16 protein-coding genes are annotated in these 20,152 nt (G+C 69.6%); 11 read left to right on the top strand and 5 right to left on the bottom strand.

The features are described from left to right. Nucleotides 1-131 precede the first annotated feature (131 nt). From HDA39_RS11130 to HDA39_RS11120, 3 genes are read left to right on the top strand one after another with little or no spacing between them, the layout of a single operon-like run. Complete coding sequence (locus HDA39_RS11130; protein ID WP_184795143.1) at nt 132-1,511, top strand: ABC transporter substrate-binding protein; 1,380 nt, start codon at nt 132-134, stop codon at nt 1,509-1,511. Next, nucleotides 1,508-2,431, top strand: coding sequence for a carbohydrate ABC transporter permease (locus HDA39_RS11125; protein ID WP_184795142.1), 924 nt, complete (start codon nt 1,508-1,510; stop codon nt 2,429-2,431). The genes HDA39_RS11130 and HDA39_RS11125 overlap by 4 nt, the downstream gene beginning before the upstream one ends. After that, on the top strand, nt 2,428-3,294 hold the full coding sequence (locus HDA39_RS11120) for a carbohydrate ABC transporter permease (protein WP_184795141.1): 867 nt from the start codon (nt 2,428-2,430) through the stop codon (nt 3,292-3,294). The genes HDA39_RS11125 and HDA39_RS11120 overlap by 4 nt, the downstream gene beginning before the upstream one ends. On the opposite strand, the gene HDA39_RS11115 is transcribed toward HDA39_RS11120, so the two are convergent. After that, nucleotides 3,269-4,255, bottom strand: coding sequence for a Gfo/Idh/MocA family protein (locus HDA39_RS11115; protein WP_184795140.1), 987 nt, complete (start codon nt 4,253-4,255; stop codon nt 3,269-3,271). The two genes, HDA39_RS11120 and HDA39_RS11115, sit on opposite strands and share 26 nt — an antisense overlap. Before the next feature lie 90 nt (nt 4,256-4,345). Here HDA39_RS11115 and HDA39_RS11110 point away from each other — a divergent pair, with 90 nt between their 5' ends. Genes HDA39_RS11110 through recD form a run of 7 tightly spaced genes read left to right on the top strand, consistent with a single transcriptional unit; the run spans nt 4,346 to nt 16,712 of the window. Further along, on the top strand, nt 4,346-5,146 hold the full coding sequence (locus tag HDA39_RS11110; RefSeq protein ID WP_184795139.1) for a FadR/GntR family transcriptional regulator: 801 nt from the start codon (nt 4,346-4,348) through the stop codon (nt 5,144-5,146). Continuing rightward, nucleotides 5,146-5,943, top strand: a complete 798-nt coding sequence (locus tag HDA39_RS11105; protein ID WP_184795138.1) for an SDR family oxidoreductase — start codon at nt 5,146-5,148, stop codon at nt 5,941-5,943. Before HDA39_RS11110 ends, HDA39_RS11105 begins: the two co-directional genes overlap by 1 nt. Further along, a complete protein-coding gene (locus HDA39_RS11100; protein WP_202892950.1) occupies nt 5,944-7,050 on the top strand; it encodes an alcohol dehydrogenase catalytic domain-containing protein in 1,107 nt (368 codons plus the stop codon). It abuts the gene before it with no gap. 40 nt (nt 7,051-7,090) lie between these two features. Then, nucleotides 7,091-8,314 carry a D-mannonate dehydratase ManD gene (gene manD, locus HDA39_RS11095; protein ID WP_184795137.1) on the top strand — a complete coding sequence of 408 codons (1,224 nt, stop codon included), beginning with the start codon at nt 7,091-7,093 and terminating at the stop codon, nt 8,312-8,314. A 48-nt stretch (nt 8,315-8,362) separates the two neighbouring features. Further along, complete coding sequence (recC, locus tag HDA39_RS11090; protein WP_184795136.1) at nt 8,363-11,674, top strand: exodeoxyribonuclease V subunit gamma; 3,312 nt, start codon at nt 8,363-8,365, stop codon at nt 11,672-11,674. Further along, nucleotides 11,674-14,949: a UvrD-helicase domain-containing protein gene (locus HDA39_RS11085; protein WP_184795135.1), complete on the top strand. Its 3,276-nt coding sequence runs from the start codon at nt 11,674-11,676 to the stop codon at nt 14,947-14,949. Before recC ends, HDA39_RS11085 begins: the two co-directional genes overlap by 1 nt. Further along, on the top strand, nt 14,949-16,712 hold the full coding sequence (recD, locus tag HDA39_RS11080) for an exodeoxyribonuclease V subunit alpha (RefSeq protein ID WP_184795134.1): 1,764 nt from the start codon (nt 14,949-14,951) through the stop codon (nt 16,710-16,712). Before HDA39_RS11085 ends, recD begins: the two co-directional genes overlap by 1 nt. Nucleotides 16,713-16,791: 79 nt before the next feature. On the opposite strand, the gene HDA39_RS11075 is transcribed toward recD, so the two are convergent. Continuing rightward, entirely contained in the window at nt 16,792-17,688 is an 897-nt protein-coding gene (locus HDA39_RS11075) for a sigma-70 family RNA polymerase sigma factor (protein WP_202892948.1), read from the bottom strand. Between the two features lie 179 nt (nt 17,689-17,867). Here HDA39_RS11075 and HDA39_RS11070 point away from each other — a divergent pair, with 179 nt between their 5' ends. Beyond that, nucleotides 17,868-18,236 carry a DoxX family protein gene (locus HDA39_RS11070; protein WP_184795133.1) on the top strand — a complete coding sequence of 123 codons (369 nt, stop codon included), beginning with the start codon at nt 17,868-17,870 and terminating at the stop codon, nt 18,234-18,236. 175 nt (nt 18,237-18,411) lie between these two features. On the opposite strand, the gene HDA39_RS11065 is transcribed toward HDA39_RS11070, so the two are convergent. Genes HDA39_RS11065 through HDA39_RS11055 form a run of 3 tightly spaced genes read right to left on the bottom strand, consistent with a single transcriptional unit; the run spans nt 18,412 to nt 20,140 of the window. After that, nucleotides 18,412-19,320: an NADP-dependent oxidoreductase gene (locus HDA39_RS11065; protein WP_184795132.1), complete on the bottom strand. Its 909-nt coding sequence runs from the start codon at nt 19,318-19,320 to the stop codon at nt 18,412-18,414. 44 nt (nt 19,321-19,364) lie between these two features. Next, the gene (locus HDA39_RS11060) at nt 19,365-19,679 is read right to left on the bottom strand and encodes a transcriptional regulator (RefSeq protein WP_184795131.1); all 315 of its coding nucleotides are present in this window, start codon (nt 19,677-19,679) and stop codon (nt 19,365-19,367) included. Continuing rightward, nucleotides 19,676-20,140 carry a hypothetical protein gene (locus HDA39_RS11055; RefSeq protein WP_184795130.1) on the bottom strand — a complete coding sequence of 155 codons (465 nt, stop codon included), beginning with the start codon at nt 20,138-20,140 and terminating at the stop codon, nt 19,676-19,678. Before HDA39_RS11055 ends, HDA39_RS11060 begins: the two co-directional genes overlap by 4 nt. Nucleotides 20,141-20,152 lie beyond the last annotated feature (12 nt).

Genomic DNA, 20,152 nt, shown 5'->3' with positions numbered 1-20,152 from the left:
CAACTGTACCTCTCCGGACCCCGGAAATCGTTGGTCAACAGGCCCACGTGGTTGACCACTCCGAAGGTCGCTCCTACAGTGAGGAAACATGTTGCCGTCGTGTTTCGGCGACCTGTTTCCAGGAGGCAACCATGTCCGCACCGCACTCCATCGGCCGCCGCCGGCTGCTCCAGCTCGGCGGACTGGCCGCGCTCGGTGGCGTCGCCGGCTGCAGCGGCAAGTCGCTCGGTGACTCCGGCTCCGCTTCCGGTGCCGCGCAGCTGCAGTTCATGTTCTGGGGATCGACCGCCGAGCAGAAGGCGATCGCCGCCATGCTCAAGGGTTTCGAGCAGGACAAGCCCGGGACGACGGTGAAACCCGTCTTCACCCCCGCCGACTACGACACCAAGCTGAACGCGCTGGTGGCCAGCAACCGGCAGCCCGACCTGTGCTACATGCAGTCCCCGATGGGCTACCGGCTGGCCGAGCAGGGCAAGCTCGTCAACCTCTACCCGTACTTCGACAAGTACCCCGACCTGGCGAACCGCCTGCCCGGCACCTACTTCTGGTGGGACAAGGGCAAGACCTACGGGACGCAGAGCGCCAACGAGATCATGTCCCTGTGGTACAACAAGGCCGCCTTCACCGAGGCGGGCGTCACCGCGCCGCCGGCCGAGGCCGCGAAGGCGTGGACCTGGGACACGTTCGTCGACACGGCGTACAAGCTGACGGTCGACCAGGAAGGCCGGCACCCGGACGAAGCCGGCTTCGACCCGAAGAGGATCCGTCAGTACGGCGCTTCGGCCGGACTCGGCGCGACCGTCTGGCACCCGTTGCTGCTCAGCCGGGGGATCAACTTCACCGACGAGGCCGCGAAGAAGAGCATGCTCGACACCCCCGAGGCGATCGGGGTGTTCCAGGACCTGGCCGACCTGATGTTCAAGCACCGGGTCGCTCCGACCCCGTCGCAGCTGGGCAACAACGCGCCGAGCACCACCGTGCAGCTGAAGACCCGCCGGGTCGCGATGGTCATCGATGGGCAGTGGACGCTGCTCGACCTGAGTCAGGGTGACCTGGACTTCGGGATGGGTGTGCTGCCGCGCTACGACCAGCCGATGACGATCACGCTCGGCGGCGCGACGGCGATCTTCGCCTCCACCAAGCACGAGGAGGAAGCGGTCGAGCTGTACCTGCACCACGACAACCCCGAGAAGGTCGACCTGTTCAGCAGCGGGTTGTGGATGCCGCTGGAGAAGCGGTACTACACCGACCAGAAGGACATCGACGTCTGGACCAAGAACGACGCGCACCCGCCGGAGTACCGGACGGCCGCGATCGACTACACGATGAACCACTCCGCGCCGTACTTCTACCAGAAGCTGCGCAACATCGAGGCGATCGACAAGGTGCTGACGCCGGCGATCCAGGTGATCCAGCAGGGCAAGACGCCGGCCGCCGACGTCCTCAAGCCGCTGGCCGCCAAGCTGAACGGTGGCCTGCTGCAGGGCGCGTACCCGGCCACCGGGGCATGAGCGCGGTCACCGGACGGCAACCCAGCCGTCGAGGGGACCTGCTCGGAGTCGAACGCCGGTGGGGACTGTTGCTGGCGGCACCGGCCATTCTCGGGTTCCTGATCTTCACCATCGGCCCGATGGTCGCGTCGCTGGTGTTCAGCCTGACCGACTGGACCATCGGGGCACCGGCCAAGTTCGTGGGGCTGGGCAACTACGACAAGCTGGCGCACGACCCGCTGTTCTGGAAGTCCCTGAACGTCACCACTTACTACACCCTGGGCGTCGTACCGCTCACGCTGCTGATCGGCTTCGTCGTCGCGCTCCTGGTGAACCAGGGGGTTCGGGGCCGATCGTTCTGGCGCACGGTCTACTACCTGCCGACGCTGGTGCCGGCGGTGGCCAGCTCGGTGCTGTGGATCTGGATCTTCAACCCCGACTTCGGTCTGCTCAACAGCATGTTGCGGCAAGGTGGCCTGCCGACGTCGAACTGGATCTACGGCGAACGGTCCGCCGTACCGTCGCTGATCATCATGAGCACGTGGGGTTTCGGCAACGCGATGGTGATCTTCCTGGCCGGTCTGCAGGGCGTGCCGCGGCATCTGTACGAGGCGGTCGCGATCGACGGCGGCGGGACCTGGGCCCGCTTCCGGCACGTGACACTGCCGTTCATGACGCCGGTGATCTTCTACAACCTGGTGACCGGGGTGATCGGCACGTTCCAGGTCTTCAACCAGGCCTACATCATGACCCAGGGCGGACCGAACAACGCGACCCAGTTCTACATCTACTACCTGTACACCAAGGCCTTCACCGACAGCGAGATCGGGTACGCGAGTGCGCTGGCCTGGGTGCTGTTCGTCGTGGTGCTGGTCATCACGGTGCTGCTGTTCCGCAACGCCCGCCGCTGGGTCCACTACGAGATGGGAGCCGCCCGATGAAGAGGTCGAGGACCGTCGGGTCCGCGCCCCGGGTGTCGCCGCGCCGGACCGCTCTCTGGGTGGTGCTCGGTCTCGGCGGCGCCTTGATGGTGCTGCCGTTCCTCTGGCTGGTCCGCAGCGCGCTGATGACCGACAACCAGATCTTCATCTCGCCGCCGCAGTGGCTGCCCAAGCCGTTCGCCTGGTCCAACTTCTCCGGCGCGATGAGCTCGCAGCCGTTCGCCCGCTACTTCCTGAACACGATGATCATCGAGGTCCTGGTCGTGACCGGGACGGTGCTGACCTGTGCACTGGCGGCGTTCAGCTTCTCCCGCCTGCGCTGGCGCGGCCGCAACCTGGTCTTCGGCCTGTTGCTCACCGGCGTCATGCTCCCGTACGCCGTGACGCTGATCCCCACCTTCGTGATGTGGGGATCGATCGGCGCGCTGGACACCTTCGTGCCGCTCACCCTGCCGGCCTGGTTCGCCGGGGCCGGTGGCGGCGTCTTCAACATCTTCCTGTTCCGCCAGTTCTTCCTGACGATTCCCTACGAGCTGGACGAGGCGGCCTACCTCGACGGCGCGACGCCGTGGAAGGTGTTCTGGTCGGTGATCATGCCGCTGTCGAAACCGGTCGTCGTCGTGGTCGTGATCTTCACCTTCATCGGCGTCTGGAACGACTTCCTCGGTCCGCTGCTCTACCTGACCGACGACAGCAAGTTCACGTTGGCTCTCGGGCTGGCCGGGTTCCAGAGCACCTACACGGCGCAGTGGGGCTTCCTGATGGCGGCGTCGCTGGTCGTCATCCTGCCGATCACCTTGATCTTCTTCGCCCTGCAGCGCTACTTCGTGGAAGGAGTCACGCTGACCGGCGTGAAGGGCTGACCTCGACGAAGGCTCCGTTCTCCTCCAGCGAGTTCGCGGCGGCGAGTACGGCGGCCAGGTCGGCCAGACCCTCGTCGCCGTGGACCAGCGGGTCGCGGTGCTCCTGGATGGCAGTGGCCCAGTCGTTCACGATCGAGGCGTGGCTGGCGTAGTAGTTCTCGGCGCCGCGCTGCTCGTTGCGGTCGGGTGTCCAGAGCGCGCAGCCGCCCAGGTGCTGCTCGTAGTCCACGACGACGTCGAGCCGGCCGGTCTCGCCGAAGACGGTCGCCTCGGTCTGGTCCCAGGTCCCCGGACTCTGCCAGGTGAGCAGCGACTGCGCGGTGATCCCGCTCTCGAGCTGCAGCGTCAAGGCGAGCGTCTCGTGCGAGCCGACGGCCGACACCGCGACGACGGGTCCGGCGAGTTGCCGGATCAGGCTGACCTGGTGGGTGCCCTGGTCGAGCAGGATTCCGCCTGCGGGACCCGTGCCTTCGCGCCAGTCGCGCCGCCAGACCCCGTCGAGCTGATAGGCCCGCGTCGACCGTACGGCGAGCGGGCGGCCGATCGCGTTCTCGGCGAGCAGCGAGCGGGCGTCCTGGACGGCGCGCAGGTGCGGGTAGTTCTCCGCGACCGCGAGAACGACCCCGGCCGCGCGAGCGGCGTCGACAATCCGGCGCGCGTCCTCGACCGTGGTCGCGATCGGCTTCTCGACGAGCACGTGCTTGCCGTGCTCGATCGCGGTCAGCGCGACCTCGGCGTGCACGTGATGCGGCACCCGGACGTCGACCGCGTCGATCTCGTCCAGCACGTCCACCAGCGCCGCGGCCGCCCGGGCGCCGTTGTGCTTCGCCACTCGCGCCGCCCGGTCCAGGTCCGGATCGACGACCGCGGTCAGCGCGACCGTGGTCAGGTCCGGATAGATGTCACGGGCAACGATCTCGCCGATCGCGCCCGCGCCGGCCACCGCCACGCGCACTGTCATCGGTGCTTCCTCTCCGTCGGACCAACCGTGGCCTCGATGTATAGTCTGTTTAATCATACTTTTGCAACCTCGCTGGCTCAGGAGTACTGGATGACCCCTCCCGCAGACCAGGGCCCGCGGTCGCGTGGCCTGCACGGACGCATCGTCGACGCCATCGGCCAACGGATCGCGCACGGTGACCTGCCGGTCGGAGGAGTGGTCTCGCCCGAGCAGGTGGAAGCCGAGTACGCCGTGTCCCGCTCGGTCGTCCGCGAGGCGCTGCGCACGCTGGAGGTGCTCGGCATGGTCCGCCCGCGGCACAAGGTCGGCACGACCGTTCAGCCCGCCACGGCGTGGGCGCTGCTCGATCCGCAGGTGATCGCGTGGCGGTCCGACGGCCCCGACGCCGACCGCCAGCTGTCCGAGCTGCTGGCGTTGCGTGAGGCCGTCGAGCCGGCCGCCGCGGGCCTGGCGGCGCGTGCTGCCGCCGACGACCTGAGCGCCCGGCTCGGCACTCACCTGCAGGCGATGCGCGACGCGTACGACGCCCGCAACCGTAGCGCGTTCGTTGCCGCGGATACCAGTTTTCACCGGACGATGCTCGAAGGCTCCGAGAACGCCGTACTGAGTCAGCTCGTGCAGACCCTGCTCGCGACCCTGCAGGCCAGGTACTCCGATCGCCACCAGTTCTTCACCGCCGACACTCCCGCGTCGTTGCAGCGGCACGAGCAGGTGGTCGACGCGATCGCTGCGCGCGATGCCAAAGCGGCCGAGGCCGCGGCGACAGCGCTGGTCCAGGCGTCGCGGGTCGAGGTCCTCGGGGCGGAAGGACACGACGCTGTGCCGACCGACGCACCTGGATTCGAACAACAACACGGTCGTCACCCAGGGCACGCGGAAGGAGCGCGCTGATGGCGAGCCACGGGGCGACGGGCCCGAACCTGTTCGACCTGTCCGGACGACTGGCGCTCGTCACCGGCTCCAGCCGCGGCATCGGTCTCGGGATCGCTCGCGGGTACTTGGCGGCGGGAGCGCGGGTCGTCCTCAACGGACGCGACCCGGCCCGGCTGGACGAGACCGCGAAGACTCTGCGCGCCGAGCTCGGCGTACCCGAGGAGAACGTGCAGGTCGCCGCGTTCGATGTGGTCGACGAGACGGCGGTCGAGCGGGCGGCCGACGAGATCGTGGCGGCGTACGGCTGCCCGGACGTCCTGGTCAACAATGCGGGCATCCAGGTCCGCGGCGCGCTGACCGAACTGCCTACCGAGGATTGGCGACGGGTCGTCGACGTCAACCTGACCAGTGCGTTCGTCGTCGGCCGGACCTTCGCCCGCTCCATGTTGGCCAGGGGCAGCGGCAAGATCGTGAACATCTGCTCGGTGCAGACCCAGGTGGTGCGGCCGTCCACAGCGCCGTACGCGGCGGCGAAGAGCGGTCTGGGTGGACTGACGCAGAGCATGTGCGCCGAGTGGGCTCCGCACGGGCTGCAGGTCAACGGCCTCGCGCCGGGCTACCTGGACACCGACCTGAACGCTTCGCTCGTGGCCGACCCGGAGTTCAGCGACTGGATCACCCGCCGGACGCCGGCCCGGCGGTGGGGACAGGTGGACGACATCGTCGGACCGGCGATCTGGCTCGCCTCGGCGGCGTCGGACTTCGTCAACGGTCAGGTCATCTACGTCGACGGCGGATTGACGGCGGTGATCTGAGTGCGGACGAAGGCGGTGGTGGTCGCGCGTCCCGGCGTGCTGATTGTCGACGATCGGCAATCGCCGACGGCCGCGCCGGACCACGCCGTCGTACGGGTCGCGTACGGCGGAATCTGCGGCTCCGACCTGCACTACTGGCGCTCCGGCCGGATCGGGGAGTCGGTACTGCGGGCGCCGATGGTGCTGGGCCACGAGATCGTCGGAGTCGTCGAACACGCGGCCGACGACGGATCAGGACCTGCGGCCGGGACCAGGGTCGCCGTACACCCGGCTCAGGTGTGTGGCGAGTGTGAACCGTGCCGGCGCGGTGATCAGCACCTGTGCCCCGAGCTGCGGTACTTCGGGAGCGCGGCCCGCGATCCGCACACCGACGGCGGTTTCGTCGAACGCCTGGTGGTGCCGGCCGCGCGGCTGATCCCGATCCCGGCGACGCTCGACTTCCGGACCGCTGCCCTGGCCGAGCCCGCCTCGGTCGTGCTGCACGGCCTGCGACGGCTCGAACGACTGGGACACGGCGTCGAGGGGCGCGACGTCCTGGTCACCGGGGCCGGGCCGATCGGACTGCTCGCGGTCGCTCTGGCGTACGCCGCCAACGCGCGGACCGTGACGGTGACCGACCTTCACGACCAGCCGCTCGACGTGGCCCGGCGCATCGGTGCGACGCGCACCATCCGCGCCGACCGGGCGTCCGTGCTCCCGGGGCGCCAGCTGAGCGGTGACGATCTGATGACCACGTCGACGTCGATCGCCGAGCAGGTCCCGGACGTCGACGTCGCGGTCGAGTCGTCCGGGGCGCCGCCGGCGGTCGGGATGGCGCTCGAGGCGCTACGCCCCGGTGGCGCGATCGTGCAGATCGGCCATCTGCCGTCCGAAGGTGTCACGGCACCGCTGCACCTCGCGGTGACCAGGGAGCTGACCGTGGCCGGTTCGAGCCGTTTCTCCTCCGAGCTGCCGGAGGCACTCGCGATCATGGACGCGCATCCTCAGCTCTTCGCGCCCGTCGTCACCGCGGTCTTCCCGCTCGGCGAGGTCGAGGCGGCGTTCCACCAGGCGGCCGACCCGAGCCGGTCCAGCAAGGTCCTGCTGGCCTTCGGCGCCGACTCGTGATGGCCTTGAGGCTCACCCCACCGAAGGAGAAGACCGCCGCGTGAACATCGCCACCGCCGCAGTGATCGTGACGAGCCCGGACCGGAACTTCGTCACGCTCAAGCTGACCACCGACGACGGACTGGTCGGTTGGGGTGACGCCACCCTGAACGGCCGCGAGCTGTCGGTCGCGTCGTACCTGACCGACCACGTCGTCCCGCTACTGATCGGCCGCGACGCCCACCGGATCGAGGACACCTGGCAGTTCCTGTACCGGTCGGCGTACTGGCGGCGTGGTCCGGTCACGATGGCCGCGATCGCGGCGGTCGACGTCGCGCTGTGGGACCTGAAGGCGAAGGCCGCGGGGATGCCGCTGTACCAACTGCTCGGTGGTGCCTCGCGCAACGGACTGATGGCGTACGGCCACGCCTCCGGCCGCGACCAGGAGGAGCTGTTCGACTCGATCCGCCTGCGTCTCGACCAGGGGTTCCGGTCGATCCGGGTGCAGACGTCGATCCCGGGCATCGACGCCGTGTACGGCGTCCGCGCGCCGGCCGGCGACGAGCCCACCCGCTACGAGCCGGCCCAGCGGTCGGCCCAGCCGATGGAGGAGGACTGGGACACCCGCGCGTACCTGCGGCACATCCCGACGGTCTTCGAGGCGGTCCGCAACGAGTTCGGGCCCGAGCTGCCGCTGCTGCACGACGTCCATCACCGGCTGACCCCGATCCAGGCCGCTCGGCTGGGCAAGGACCTCGAGCCGTACGACCTGTTCTGGATGGAGGACTGCACCCCGGCCGAGAACCAGGACGCGCTGAGGCTGGTCCGCAGCCACACGACGACGCCGCTGGCGATCGGCGAGGTGTTCAACACGATCTGGGACTACCAGACGCTGATCAAGGACCAGCTGATCGACTACGTGCGGTCCGCGGTCACCCACACCGGCGGCATCACCGCGATGCGCAAACTGCTGGACTACGCCGCGCAATACCAGATCAAGTCGGGCATCCACGGTCCGACCGACATCTCGCCGGTCGGCATGGCGGCCGGGCTGCACCTCGACCTGGCGATCCACAACTTCGGGATCCAGGAGTACATGCAGCACGGCGACCTGACGAACGAGGTGTTCCGCCAGACGTTCACCTTCACCAAGGGCTACCTGCATCCCGGCAACGAGCCGGGTCTCGGTGTCGAGCTGGACGAGGAAGCGGCGACGAAGTACCCGTACAAGCCGGCGTACCTGCCGTACAACCGGCTGAAGGACGGAACGGTCCACGACTGGTAGTCCACACCTTCCCAAAACCGTGCGGCCGAGCGTGGCATGCTTTCCACGGTGACCCTGTACCTGCACCGCGCCGAGCGGACCGACGTGCTGGCCGACGGTCTCGGCGACCTGCTCGCCGTACCGCTCGGCGACCCGTTCGCCGAGGAGCTGGTCGTGGTGCCGGCCAAGGGCGTGGAGCGTTGGCTCTCGCAGCGGCTGTCCCATCGCTTGGGGGCCGGTCCGGCGGGCCGGGACGGCGTGTGCGCGGGAGTGCGGTTCACCTCGCCGCGTTCGCTGGTGTCGACGGTGCTGGGGATCAGCGACGACGACCCGTGGGCCGCGGACGCGATGACGTGGCCGCTGCTCGCCGTACTCGATGACTCGCTCGACCAGCCCTGGTGCGAGCCGGTCGCGCGGCATCTCGGTCACTTCGACACCGGTGCGGAGGGCGAGCTGCGGCGCGGACGCCGGTACGCCGTCGCGTCGCGGCTCGCGCGCTTGTTCGCGGCGTACGCCGTGCAGCGCCCGACGCTCCTCGCGGACTGGAACGAAGGGCGCGACACCGACGGCCTCGGTACGACGATCGACGGCGACCTGTCCTGGCAGCCCGAGCTGTGGCGCCGGCTGGTCGCCCGGATCGACGCGCCTCCGCCCGCTGTTCGGCACGCGCAGACGGTCGCGCGACTCCGTGAGCAGCCGTCGGCCTTCGACCTTCCAAGCCGTCTGTCGCTGTTCGGGCACACCCGACTGCCGTCGACGGAGATCGACCTGATCTCGGCGCTGGCCGAGCACCGCGACGTCCATGTCTGGCTGCCCAATCCGAGCGGCGCACTCTGGGAGCGTCTGCGGGGAGCCACCTCCGGCGTTCGCGCCGACGACACGAGCCACCAGCAGGCGGACCACCCGCTGCTCGCCACGCTCGGTCGGGACAGCCGCGAGCTGGAGCTGGCCATCGCCGCAGTTCCGACGGTCGACAGCCACCTTGGATCACCGTCCGCGCCGGACACGTTGCTCGGCTGGTTGCAGCAGGACCTGCGCGCCAACGCCGTCGCCGCCGAGGGGCGTCGGCTCGCTCCGCACGACCGCAGTGTGCAGGTGCATGCTTGTCACGGCACCGCGCGTCAGGTCGACGTACTGCGGGAGGTGCTGCTCGGGATGCTCCAGGCGGACCCGACGCTCGAGCCGCGGGACATCCTCGTCATGTGCCCGGACATCGAGACCTACGCGCCGCTGATCAGCGCGCGCTTCGGTCTCGCTGACCTCGATCGCAACGGTCACCCGGCGCACAAGCTGCGCGTGCAGCTGGCCGACCGGTCGCTGACCCAGACGAACCCACTGCTCGCCGTCGCGTCCCAGTTGCTTGATGTGGCAGGAAGTCGCGCCACGGCCAGTCAGGTGCTCGACCTGGCCCAGTCCGAGCCGGTCCGACGACGCTTCCGCTTCACCGACGACGACCTCGACACCGTGACGGCCTGGGTCCGTGAGTCCGGCGTCCGGTGGGCGTTCGGCCGCGACGACCGGGACCGGTTCGGCCTGGCCGATTTCCCGCAGAACACCTGGCAGTTCGGCCTCGACCGGGTGCTCGCCGGAGTCACGATGTCCGCCGACGCGCACGCCTGGATCGACACCACGCTGCCGCTCGACGACGTCGGCAGCACCCGGATCGAGCTGGCCGGGCGGTTCGCCGAGTACGTCGATCGGTTGCGTGCGGCAACGGAACTGCTCGACGGCACCCAGCCGCTGGCGGCCTGGCTCGACGCGCTCCGCGGTGGCATCGACCGGCTCACGTCGGTCAGTCACGACGACGGCTGGCAGATCGGTCAGGTCCAGCGCGAGTTCGCGCAGGTCGCCGCCGGCGCGGGGGAGCTCACGGGAATGGCGTTGCGGCTGGCCGACGTACGGTCGTTGCTGTCGGCCCATTTGGCCGGGCGGCCGACCCGCGCGAACTTCCGCAGCGGCACGTTGACGGTCTGCACGATGGTCCCGATGCGCTCGGTGCCGCACCGGGTGATCTGCCTGCTCGGGCTGGACGACGGCGTGTTCCCGCGGTTCGGCCTGGCCGACGGCGACGACGTACTGGCTCGGCGTGCGGTCACCGGCGAGCGCGACGTCCGGAGCGAGGACCGGCAGCTGATGCTCGACGCGATCCTGGCCGCGACCGAGTCGCTGGTGATCACCTACACCGGAGCCAACGAGTACTCCGGTCAGCCGCGGCCGCCCGCCGTACCGCTGGGTGAGTTGGTGGACGCACTCGACCGTACGACGGAGTCGCCGGTCCGCGACGCCGTCGTGGTCAAGCATCCGCTGCAGCCGTTCGACCGCAAGAATCTCGAGCCCGGGCGACTCGGTGCGCCGGGTCCGTTCACGTTCGACCCGACCGCGCTGGTCGCGGCGCGGGTCGGTGGGGGATCGCGGTCGCCGCGCCCGGCGTTCGTCGGGGAGCCGCTGACGCTGGCCAGTGGTGAGGACGTCGGGCTGGCGGAGTTGATCGCGTTCTTCAAGGATCCCGTCAAGGGGTTCTTCCGGGCGCTCGACGTCACGCTGCCGTGGGAGGTCGACGGAGTGTCGGACGCGATGCCGGTCGAGATCGACAACCTGGAGAAGTGGGGAGTCGGCGACCGGATGCTGCGCGACATGCTGGACGGCATCCATCCGGACGCCGCGCTGCAGGCCGAGTGGCGCCGGGGCACGCTGCCGCCGGGGCGTCTTGGCTGGCGGACCGCGACGGAGGTGCGTGACATCGCGCGCAGCCTCGCCGTCGCCGCCCACCCGCACCGCCAGGGCGAGGCCAAGGCGTTCGACGTCGATATCGATCTCGGTGGCCGCCGCCTGACCGGAACCGTGCCGGGCGTCTACGGGCACCGCCTGGTCTCGGTGAGCTACTCGCGGCTCGACGCCAAGCAGTTGCTGACCTCGTGGATCCAGTTGCTGGCGCTGTCGGCCAACGACGAGGACCACAACTGGACAGGACTGGCGATCGGGCGACCCAGCAACAACCGGATGGCCGGGTCGGGCACCCGCGGCTTCGGCCCGGTGGACGCGCAGGCGCGCACCTTCCTCAACGACCTGGTCGCCGTGTACGACGCCGGTCGGCAAGCGCCGCTGCCGTTGCCCTTGAAGACCTCGTTCGCCTGGTGCCAAGCACGGCGTACCGACGACGATCCGATGGTCGCGGCCGGGCGGCGCTGGAAGCCGGCGAACTTCGACGGCGAGAACGCCGACCTCGCGCACGTCCGCGTCTGGGGCCCGAACATGCCGCTCAAGGTCCTGCTCGAACCGACGCGTCCCGGCGAAGAGCGGCAGGGAGAACCGACCCGGCTCGGCGCCTACGCGGCCCGCGTCTGGGAACCGATGCTTCGCTTCGAGCAGGGTGCCCGCTGATGGATTCCTTCGATCTCCTCGGCCCACTGCCGACCGGAACCACCGTGCTCGAAGCGAGCGCGGGCACCGGCAAGACCTACGCTCTCGCGGGACTCGTCACCCGGTACGTCGCGGAAGGCGCGGCCCGGCTCGACGAGATGCTGCTGATCACCTTCGGCCGCGCGGCCAGCCAGGAGCTGCGCGAACGGGTACGCTCGCAGATCTCCGACGCCGAGCAGGCGCTCGCCGATCCCAAGGCGTGGCACGACGATCCGGGTCTGCTCGGGCATCTCGCCCGCGGCAGCGACGACGAGGTCGCCGGACGGCACAGCCGCCTGCGCGACGCGCTGGCCAACTTCGACGCGGCCACCATCGCGACGACGCATCAGTTCTGCCAGCTCGTGCTGCGATCGCTCGGGGTGGCCGGTGACACCGACGCCGGCGTGACCTTGGTCGAGGACCTCACCGACCTGGTCACGGAGGTCGTCGACGACCTGTACCTGGCGCTGTTCGCGCGGTCCGCCGACAAGCCGCCGATTACGCGGGCGGTCGCACTCGAGCTCGCGCTGAAGGTGGTCGGCAACCCGCACACCCGGCTGGTGCCCGAGCAGTCCGACGAGGCGTCGCCGGCGGGTGTGCGGGTCGCGTTCGCGCACGCCGTACTGGCCGAGGTCGAGCGGCGCAAACGCCGGCTCGGCATCCTCGGGTACGACGACCTGCTGACCCGCCTCGCGACCGCGCTGGAGGACCCGGCAGCGCCGGCCCGGCAGCGCATGCAGCGGCGGTGGTCGGTAGTGATGGTCGACGAGTTCCAGGACACCGATCCGGTGCAGTGGAAGGTGATCGACCGGGCCTTCAACGGGCACAGCACGCTGGTGCTGATCGGCGATCCGAAGCAGGCCATCTACGCGTTCCGCGGCGGCGACATCGCGACGTACCTGACGGCGGCGGAGACCGCGGGGCAGCGGCGGACCCTCGGCACCAACTGGCGCAGCGACCAGCCGCTGGTCGACTGCCTGCAGGTCGTGCTCGGCGGCGCCCGGCTGGGCCACGAGGACATCGTGGTGCATCCCGTCGAGGCGCATCACCAGGGCACGCGACTGGCCGGCGCGCCCTCGGACGCGCCGTTCCGGCTGCGCGTCGCGCATCGCGAGCTGTTCGGCTCGCCGCGCCGCAAGAGCGTGCCGATGGACGAGCTGCGCGACCACATCACCCGGGATCTCGCGGCCGACATCGGTCAGCTGCTGGCCGCCGGTGCGACGTACGACGGCCAACCGCTGCGCGCGGGGGACATCGCCGTGATCGTCGAGGCGCACAAGGACGCGCGGGCCTGCCGCGAGGCGCTGGGCAAGGCCGGGATCCCCGCGGTCTACTCGGGCGATCTCGACATCTTCTCGTCCCAGGCCGCGCAGGACTGGCTCTGCCTGCTGGAGGCGTTCGACCAGCCGCATCGCTCGGGGTTGGTCCGGGCCGCCGCGACCACGATGTTTTTCGGCGAGACCGCCGCCAGCCTGTACGCCGGAGGCGAGGACCTGACCGACCGCATCGGCCTGACGCTGCGCGCGTGGGCCGACCTCCTGCGGACCCGTGGTGTCGCCGCGGTCTTCGAGGCCGCGCAACTCCGGGGGATGGCGGATCGCGTGCTTGGCTGGCGCGGCGGCGAGCGGGACATGACCGACCTCGCGCATCTCGCCGAGCTGCTGCACGAGACCGCGCACCGCGAGCGGTTCGGCCTGCCCGCGCTGCTCGACTGGCTGCGTCAGGAGTCCACCGGCAAGGGCCGTACCGCGGAGCGGACGCGCCGGCTGGACAGCGACGCGGCGGCGGTCCAGATCATGACGGTGTGGGTGAGCAAGGGGCTGCAGTACCCGATCGTCTACCTGCCGTTCGTGTTCAACCGGCACATCTTCGACGACGAGGAACTGCTGCTGTTCCACCAGGACGGCGTGCGGAGTCTCGACATCGGCGGGCGGAACCGCCCCGGGTACGCGGCGAACGAGAAGCGCTGGCGGGCCGAGGTCGCCGGGGACGACATCCGGCTCACGTACGTCGCGCTGACCCGGGCGCAGTCGCAGGTTGTCGCGTGGTGGGCGCCGTCCTGGGACGAGATCAACGGGGGAGTCTCGCGGCTGCTGCGCGGGCGCAAGCAGGGCGAGCCGATGGTTCCCGACCAGCTGGACCGGGCGTCGTCGGACGACGAGGTCCTGATCTGGCTGCGGCGCTGGCAGCAGGCCGGTGGGCCGGTCGTCGAGGAGTCCGTGATCGGCGAGCAGGTCGAGCCGGTGGACGCGCGGTCGCCCGGTGGGCTGGGGATCGCGACGTTCTCGCGTGAGGTGGATCTGGCGTGGCGGCGTACGTCGTACTCGGGGTTGATCCGGGCCGCCGATCAGCAGTCCGGTGTGACGAGCGAGCCGGAGGAGAGTCAGCTCGAGGACGAGGCGCTGGACGTGGTGCCGACTGTTGCCTCGGCGGTGGATGCGCTGCCGTCGCCGATGGACGGGCTGCCGGTCGGCGCCGAGTTCGGGTCGTTGGTGCACGGCGTACTGGAGGAGGCCGATCCGCATGCGGCCGACCTGCACGCGGAGTTGACCGAACGGATCCGGGAGCAGCTGCCGCTGTGGCGGGTCGACGTGGCGCCGGACGTGCTGGCGACGGCGATGCTGCCGATGCACACGACGCCGCTCGGACCACTCGTGCCCGGGCTGACGCTGGGCGACCTCGGGCGTGAGGATCGGCTGCGGGAGCTGGACTTCGAGATCCCGTTGGCCGGTGGCGACGACGCGGGCGTCGACGTACGGCTGGAGGAACTGGCACCGTTGCTGCGCACGCATCTGCCGTCGGACGATCCGTTGCTCGCGTACGCCGAACGGCTGGAGCAGCCGTTGCTCGGTGGGCAGAGCTTGCGCGGGTATCTGACGGGGTCGATCGACGTCGTACTGCGGGTGCCCGGCGATCGGTTCGTGGTGGTGGACTACAAGACGAACCGGCTGGGGGATCAGGAACTGCCCTCGACCTCCGGTGAGTACACGCAGGATCAACTGGGTGCGGCGATGCTGCACTCGGACTATCCGCTGCAGGCGTTGCTCTACTCGGTGGTGCTGCACAGGTATCTGCGGTGGCGGATGCCTGGGTACGACCCCGCAAAGCATCTTGGTGGGGTGGTCTACCTGTACGTGCGCGGGATGTGTGGACCGGAGACGCCGGTCGTGGACGGTCATCCGACCGGGGTGTTCAGCTGGCCGTTGCCGTCGGCATTGGTTGTCGTGTTGTCCGAGCTGCTGGACGGGAGGGCCTGATGACCACGACTGTGGACGAGTTCGACTCGACGTTCGCGCTGGGTGCGACGGGGCTGCTGGCGTCGTTCAACCAGGCGGGCGTGATCCTGGCTGCTGACGTACATGTCGCGGCGCGGTTGACGGCGATGCTGGGGGAGGCCGACGAGACGGTCGCGCTGGCGTGTGCGCTGGTGGCGCGCGCCGTACGGGCCGGGTCGATCTGTCTCGACCTGACCGAGGTCCGCGACGAGGTCGGTGAGGAAGGCGCCTTGCTGGACTGGCCCGAGCTCGATGCGTGGCGCGCGGCGTTGGCCGCGAGTCCGTTGCTCGGGGCACCGTTTCCGCTGCGGCTCGAAGGCACGCTGCTGTACTTCGACCGCTACTGGCGGGAGGAGTCGCAGGTCGAGCAGGATCTGCGCGGGCGGACCGCGCGGCTGGCACCGGTGATCGCCAACGAGGCCGTATTGCGAGCCGGACTCGACCGGCTGTTCCCTGGCGACTCGTACGTCGAACAGCGCGGGGCCGCCGAGACCGCGGCCAGGCAGTGGACGACTGTCCTGACCGGTGGACCGGGCACTGGCAAGACGACGACGGTCGCCGGACTGTTGGCGGTGCTGGCTGAACAGGCGGAGATCGCCGGCGAACGCCGTCCGTGGATCGCGCTGACCGCGCCGACGGGCAAGGCCGCGGCGCGGCTCGAGGAGGCTGTCCGGCGGGAGATGTCCGACCGCCTGTCGCCGGAGGACACCGCGCGGCTGGGTGACTTCCATGCGCGGACGCTGCACATGCTGCTCGGGCGTCGCCCGGACTCGTCGAGCCGGTTCCGGCACGACCGGACGAATCGGCTGCCGCACGACATCATCGTGGTCGACGAGACGTCGATGGTCTCGCTGACGATGATGGCCCGGCTGCTGGACGCGGTCCGGCCTGGCGCCCGGCTGATCCTGGTGGGCGATCCCGATCAGCTCGCGTCGATCGAGGCCGGTGCGGTGCTGGCCGACCTCGTCGACGGATTGGTTGCCGGAGGCCACATCGAGGCGGCCGAGCTGCGCACGTCACACCGGTTCGGCAGCGAGATCGGGGAGCTGGCGCTCGCCGTACGGGAGGATCGTGCGGACGACGTACTCACCGTGCTGCGCGGCGGTGACGAGCGGGTGGTGTTCGTCGAGGACGCCGACCCGCGGGAGACGTTGCGGTCGGCGTTGCTGCCCGACGTACTGGCGATTCGCGAGGCCGCCGAGGCCGGAGATGCGGACGCGGCACTGGCCGCGGTCGATCGGCATCGGTTGCTGTGCGCGCACCGGGAGGGTCCGTGGGGTGTGCAGCAGTGGAACCGGACAGTCGAGCGCTGGATCACCGAGGAGACCGAGGACCCGCTCTGGGACACCTGGTACGTCGGCCGGCCGGTGCTGGTCACGGCGAACGACTACGCCTTGGGCATCTACAACGGCGACGTCGGCGTGACGATCCGCCGGCCTGACGGATCGCTTCGCGTGTGCATCGCGGGCGCTCGCGGCAGGCGAGACTTCGCGCCGAGCCGGCTGGGCAACATCGAGACGCTGCACGCGATGACCATCCACAAGTCGCAGGGGAGCCAGGCTGCGGAGGTCACCGTGCTGCTGCCGAACGAGGAGTCCCGGTTGCTGACCCGAGAGCTGTTCTACACGGCGATCACGCGGGCTGTCGATCGGGTGCGGGTGGTGGGTGCGGAAGACTCGGTCCGGCTGGCGCTGGGGCGCCGGGCGCTGCGAGCTACGGGCCTCAGGCAACGACTCGGAAGCTGAGCGTAGCCTGCTCCTCGCCGCGAGCAGCCTCGGTACTTTTGACCAAGTTCTGGGGACCTAGGACAAGTCGCAACGTGTCCTAGGCCCCGGCTTTCGGTCCGCGGTCGGTGGTGCGCCTGGGCTCCACCTGGTCGGTCGGCTTGAGGGAAGCGATCGCGATCCGGGTGATGGTCGTGCCCACGCTGTCGAAGGTGATGACCGCAAGTGGGTGCCCGCCTGGGGCGATGACCGCTGCGGGAGCGCCGTTGACCAGCATCGGGATGCTGGCGTGAACCCGGTCGCCGAAGTACCGGGTCTCTTCCGCGACGGCGCGGTTCCCGATGACCTCGACAGCTCCGCCCTCGGGAAGCAGAGCCCGGTCGGCGACCCGGACGACGTCGGGTGCCATCAGCGTGACCAGCGTGTCGATGCGTCCGCCCCGCGCGGCGGCGAGGAACGCCTCGACGATCGACCAGTGGGCCAGTGTCTGCGGGACCTCTTCGGCAGCGGCCGGATCCACCCCTTCGAGGCGTTGCCGCGCACGGCTGGCCGACTTCTTCGCGTTGGCCGGCGTGGTGTCGAGTACGACGGCGACGTCGCCGAACGGCACTCGGAACAGGTCGTGCAGGACGTAGGCCACCCGCTGGGCCGGGGTGAGCCGGGCGAGCAGGACGAGAAGCGCGCGGGAGACGTCCTCGCGCCGCAGGTACTCCTCGTCGGCGGCGAGCACGTCACCGGGGATCGCGTCCGCGAGGAGCGGCAACTCCCCACGTCGTTCGCGTGACCGCAGCTGATCAAGGCAAAGGCGCGCGGTCACGGTCGTGAACCACCCGGGCGGGTTGTCGATCTGCGGCTGGTCCACGGCGTACACCCGCAGCCAAGCAGCCTGTACGGCGTCCTCGGCGTCTTCGATCGAACCAAGGATCCGGTGGGCCAGTGAGAGCAGCCGAGGGCGCGCGACCTCGAACTCGTCGATCAGTTCCACGGAAGCGGTCACCTTTCGGTCGTACCGAGCGTCATGACGGGCGACCAACCAGACAACGACAGAGCCAGCACGTAGGAGTTCCACATGAGCGTACCGATCGTCCAGTTCCTCGACGGCAAGGGTGACCAGGCAGTCAGGAGGCTGTCCACTGCTGTCATGGAAGCTGCGACGGCAGGTCGTGAGCACGCCGCATGACCGACGCTGCCTCGACGACCCTGCTGGCGATGACGATCGCGTGCGTCGTCGCCAATGCTTTCATCGTTGCCGCAGACCTGGCCCGAGCCAAGTTCGTCCTCGCGAACTCGGCCGAGGTCGGATTGCGCCCCGAGGCCCTACCCTGGCTCGCCGTCTTGAAAGGAGCCGGCGCAGCCGGCCTACTGGCCGGACTCGCGGGCCTCACACCCCTCGGCCTCGCCGCAGCAGTGGGGTTGGTCCTGTTCTACCTGTGCGCCCTCGGAGCACACGTACGGGCGTCGGTCTTCCACACCATCGCGTTCCCACTGCTGTTCCTGACGCTGGCCCTGACCGCGGCAACTTACTTCGCCGTGGTCGCCGAGTGACACGAGCAGCCGGAACGGGGCGCGGCCACGCCGAAGCTGCGCACGCTGATCCCTCCGGCAGCCATCGCCGCCTTGTGAAGGCCGGCGTTGCATCACTCGAGCGACGCCGACCGCGTGGGTTCCGCGGCCCATGATGACCGACGGGAGCCAGGCCGATCGCGATCTCGCTCGCTACCTACTCGGTGACCTTGATGATCGTTCGTCCGCGTTGGGGTTTGAAGGCGGCGACGGCCTCGTCCAGTGGGACGACTGTGCTCACCAACGGTGTGAGGCGTCCGTCGTGGAGGCGAGTGGCCAGTTGGGTCAGCTGATCGCGGTTGGCCTCGACGACGAAGAACACGGCGCGGGCGTTGGTGGGGTGGACGGTCGGTGGATCGGCGATCGTCACCAGCGTCCCGCCGGGCCGCAGCAGCGCGGTCGACCGGTCGCGGACCTCACCACCGATGACATCCAGGACGACATCGACCGGACCGGCCTTGTCGAGGTCCGAGCCTTCCAGGTCGACGAAGGTGTGGGCACCGAGTTCGATGGCACGAGCCTGGTCCGCAGGCCGGCCGGTGCCGATGACGTGTGCGCCGATCTCGTGCGCCAGTTGAGCGGCGACAGATCCGACGGCGCCGGCGATCCCGTGGATGAGGACGGTCTGCCCCGGCTGCAGGTTGGCGTGGTCGAACAGCGCCTGCCACGCGGTCAGCCCGGAGATCGGCAAAGCGGCCGCGGTGACGTGGTCGACGTTGGCGGGAAGCGGCGCCAGGTTGCGGGCCTCCACAGCGACGTACTCCGCAAGCGTGCCGTCGCGTAGCCAATCGGTCAGCCCGAAGACCCGCTGGCCAACGGTGAGGCCAGTGGTCCCGTAGCCGAGATCGGCGACGACGCCCGACACTTCGTGACCGGGGACGCTGGGGGCGCGGTCGTGACCGGCGCGGTCGGTCCACGTACCCGGCCAGTCCAGCTCGCCACGGGTGAAGCCGGCGGCATGGACCTGAACGACGACGTCGTTCTCCGCGGCGTGGGGATAGGGCAGTTCGGTGAGGGACAGTCCGTCGACGCCTGCCTGGCGATCCCGGATGGTGATGGCACGCATGGCCCCGACTCTACGCAGGCACCGACCGCCGTCGATGGGCCATTTCACGCCGATGTCGATGGGCTGCTTTGGAGGTCAGCGTTGACCAGCAGGCGGAGAGCTTGGGCGTGATCCTGGTAGGCGGACCGTCCTGCATCAGTCAAACGCAGCCAGGTTCGGACCCGGCCACGGCCGGTCGGCTTGGAGATCTCCAGGTATCCGGCGGCGGCCAGGATCTTGAGTTGCTTGCTGAGAGTCGCATCGCTCACTTCGAGAAAATCCCGGACGGTGGCGAACTCCCCGGAGTCGACTCCGGACAAGAACGCGCAGATCCGGAGCCGGTGAGGAGAGTGGATCAACTCGTCGAACCGTGCGGTCATGTCGTGGCTCGACCATCCCGAACCTCGTCCCGCAGTGCTTGACCGACCCGGGGGCTGCTCACCGTCACGATGACCGCGACCGCGAGCCCGATCAGCACGACCACCCAGACCAGATCGGTGAAGCGGGCCACTGTCGCCGCGGCGATCGTCCCGATCATCGCCGAGAAGGCGGCAACACCGGCCCAGTGATCGGCTCGGCCGCCGGTCTGGACGGTCACCGCGAGACCGGTCACGCGCTGCCGCCACATCACCAGCAAGATCGCGCCCGCGATGAACACCACCATGGCCGGGATCCGGACCCCCCAGCCGCCCAGTCCGAAGGCCACCGTGAAGGCGCCGGCGGTCAGACCGATCAGGGGGTGGAACCACCCAGGAGTCTTCAGCCGCTCAGCCGCGGCGGACCGGGCCTCGCGCACGACTTCCAGATGGTCGGTGTCGTGGAACTCCTCATGACTTACCATATCGGCAACTCA

Origin of the sequence: Kribbella italica (genome assembly GCF_014205135.1) — a bacterium.
Taxonomy (GTDB): Bacteria; Actinomycetota; Actinomycetes; order Propionibacteriales; family Kribbellaceae; genus Kribbella; species Kribbella italica.
This window is presented reverse-complemented; position numbering and strand designations above follow the sequence as displayed.

Bases quoted from the DNA above. Each gene is read 5' to 3' on its own strand.
- HDA39_RS11070 (WP_184795133.1), top strand. From the start codon at position 17,868: ATGACCGACGCTGCCTCGACGACCCTGCTGGCGATGACGATCGCGTGC.
- HDA39_RS11065 (WP_184795132.1), bottom strand. From the start codon at position 19,320: ATGCGTGCCATCACCATCCGGGATCGCCAGGCAGGCGTCGACGGACTG.
- HDA39_RS11055 (WP_184795130.1), bottom strand. From the start codon at position 20,140: ATGGTAAGTCATGAGGAGTTCCACGACACCGACCATCTGGAAGTCGTG.
- HDA39_RS11125 (WP_184795142.1), top strand. From the start codon at position 1,508: ATGAGCGCGGTCACCGGACGGCAACCCAGCCGTCGAGGGGACCTGCTC.
- HDA39_RS11110 (WP_184795139.1), top strand. From the start codon at position 4,346: ATGACCCCTCCCGCAGACCAGGGCCCGCGGTCGCGTGGCCTGCACGGA.
- HDA39_RS11060 (WP_184795131.1), bottom strand. From the start codon at position 19,679: ATGACCGCACGGTTCGACGAGTTGATCCACTCTCCTCACCGGCTCCGG.
- HDA39_RS11130 (WP_184795143.1), top strand. From the start codon at position 132: ATGTCCGCACCGCACTCCATCGGCCGCCGCCGGCTGCTCCAGCTCGGC.
- recD (WP_184795134.1), top strand. From the start codon at position 14,949: ATGACCACGACTGTGGACGAGTTCGACTCGACGTTCGCGCTGGGTGCG.
- HDA39_RS11115 (WP_184795140.1), bottom strand. From the start codon at position 4,255: ATGACAGTGCGCGTGGCGGTGGCCGGCGCGGGCGCGATCGGCGAGATC.
- HDA39_RS11085 (WP_184795135.1), top strand. From the start codon at position 11,674: ATGGATTCCTTCGATCTCCTCGGCCCACTGCCGACCGGAACCACCGTG.
- HDA39_RS11105 (WP_184795138.1), top strand. From the start codon at position 5,146: ATGGCGAGCCACGGGGCGACGGGCCCGAACCTGTTCGACCTGTCCGGA.
- HDA39_RS11120 (WP_184795141.1), top strand. From the start codon at position 2,428: ATGAAGAGGTCGAGGACCGTCGGGTCCGCGCCCCGGGTGTCGCCGCGC.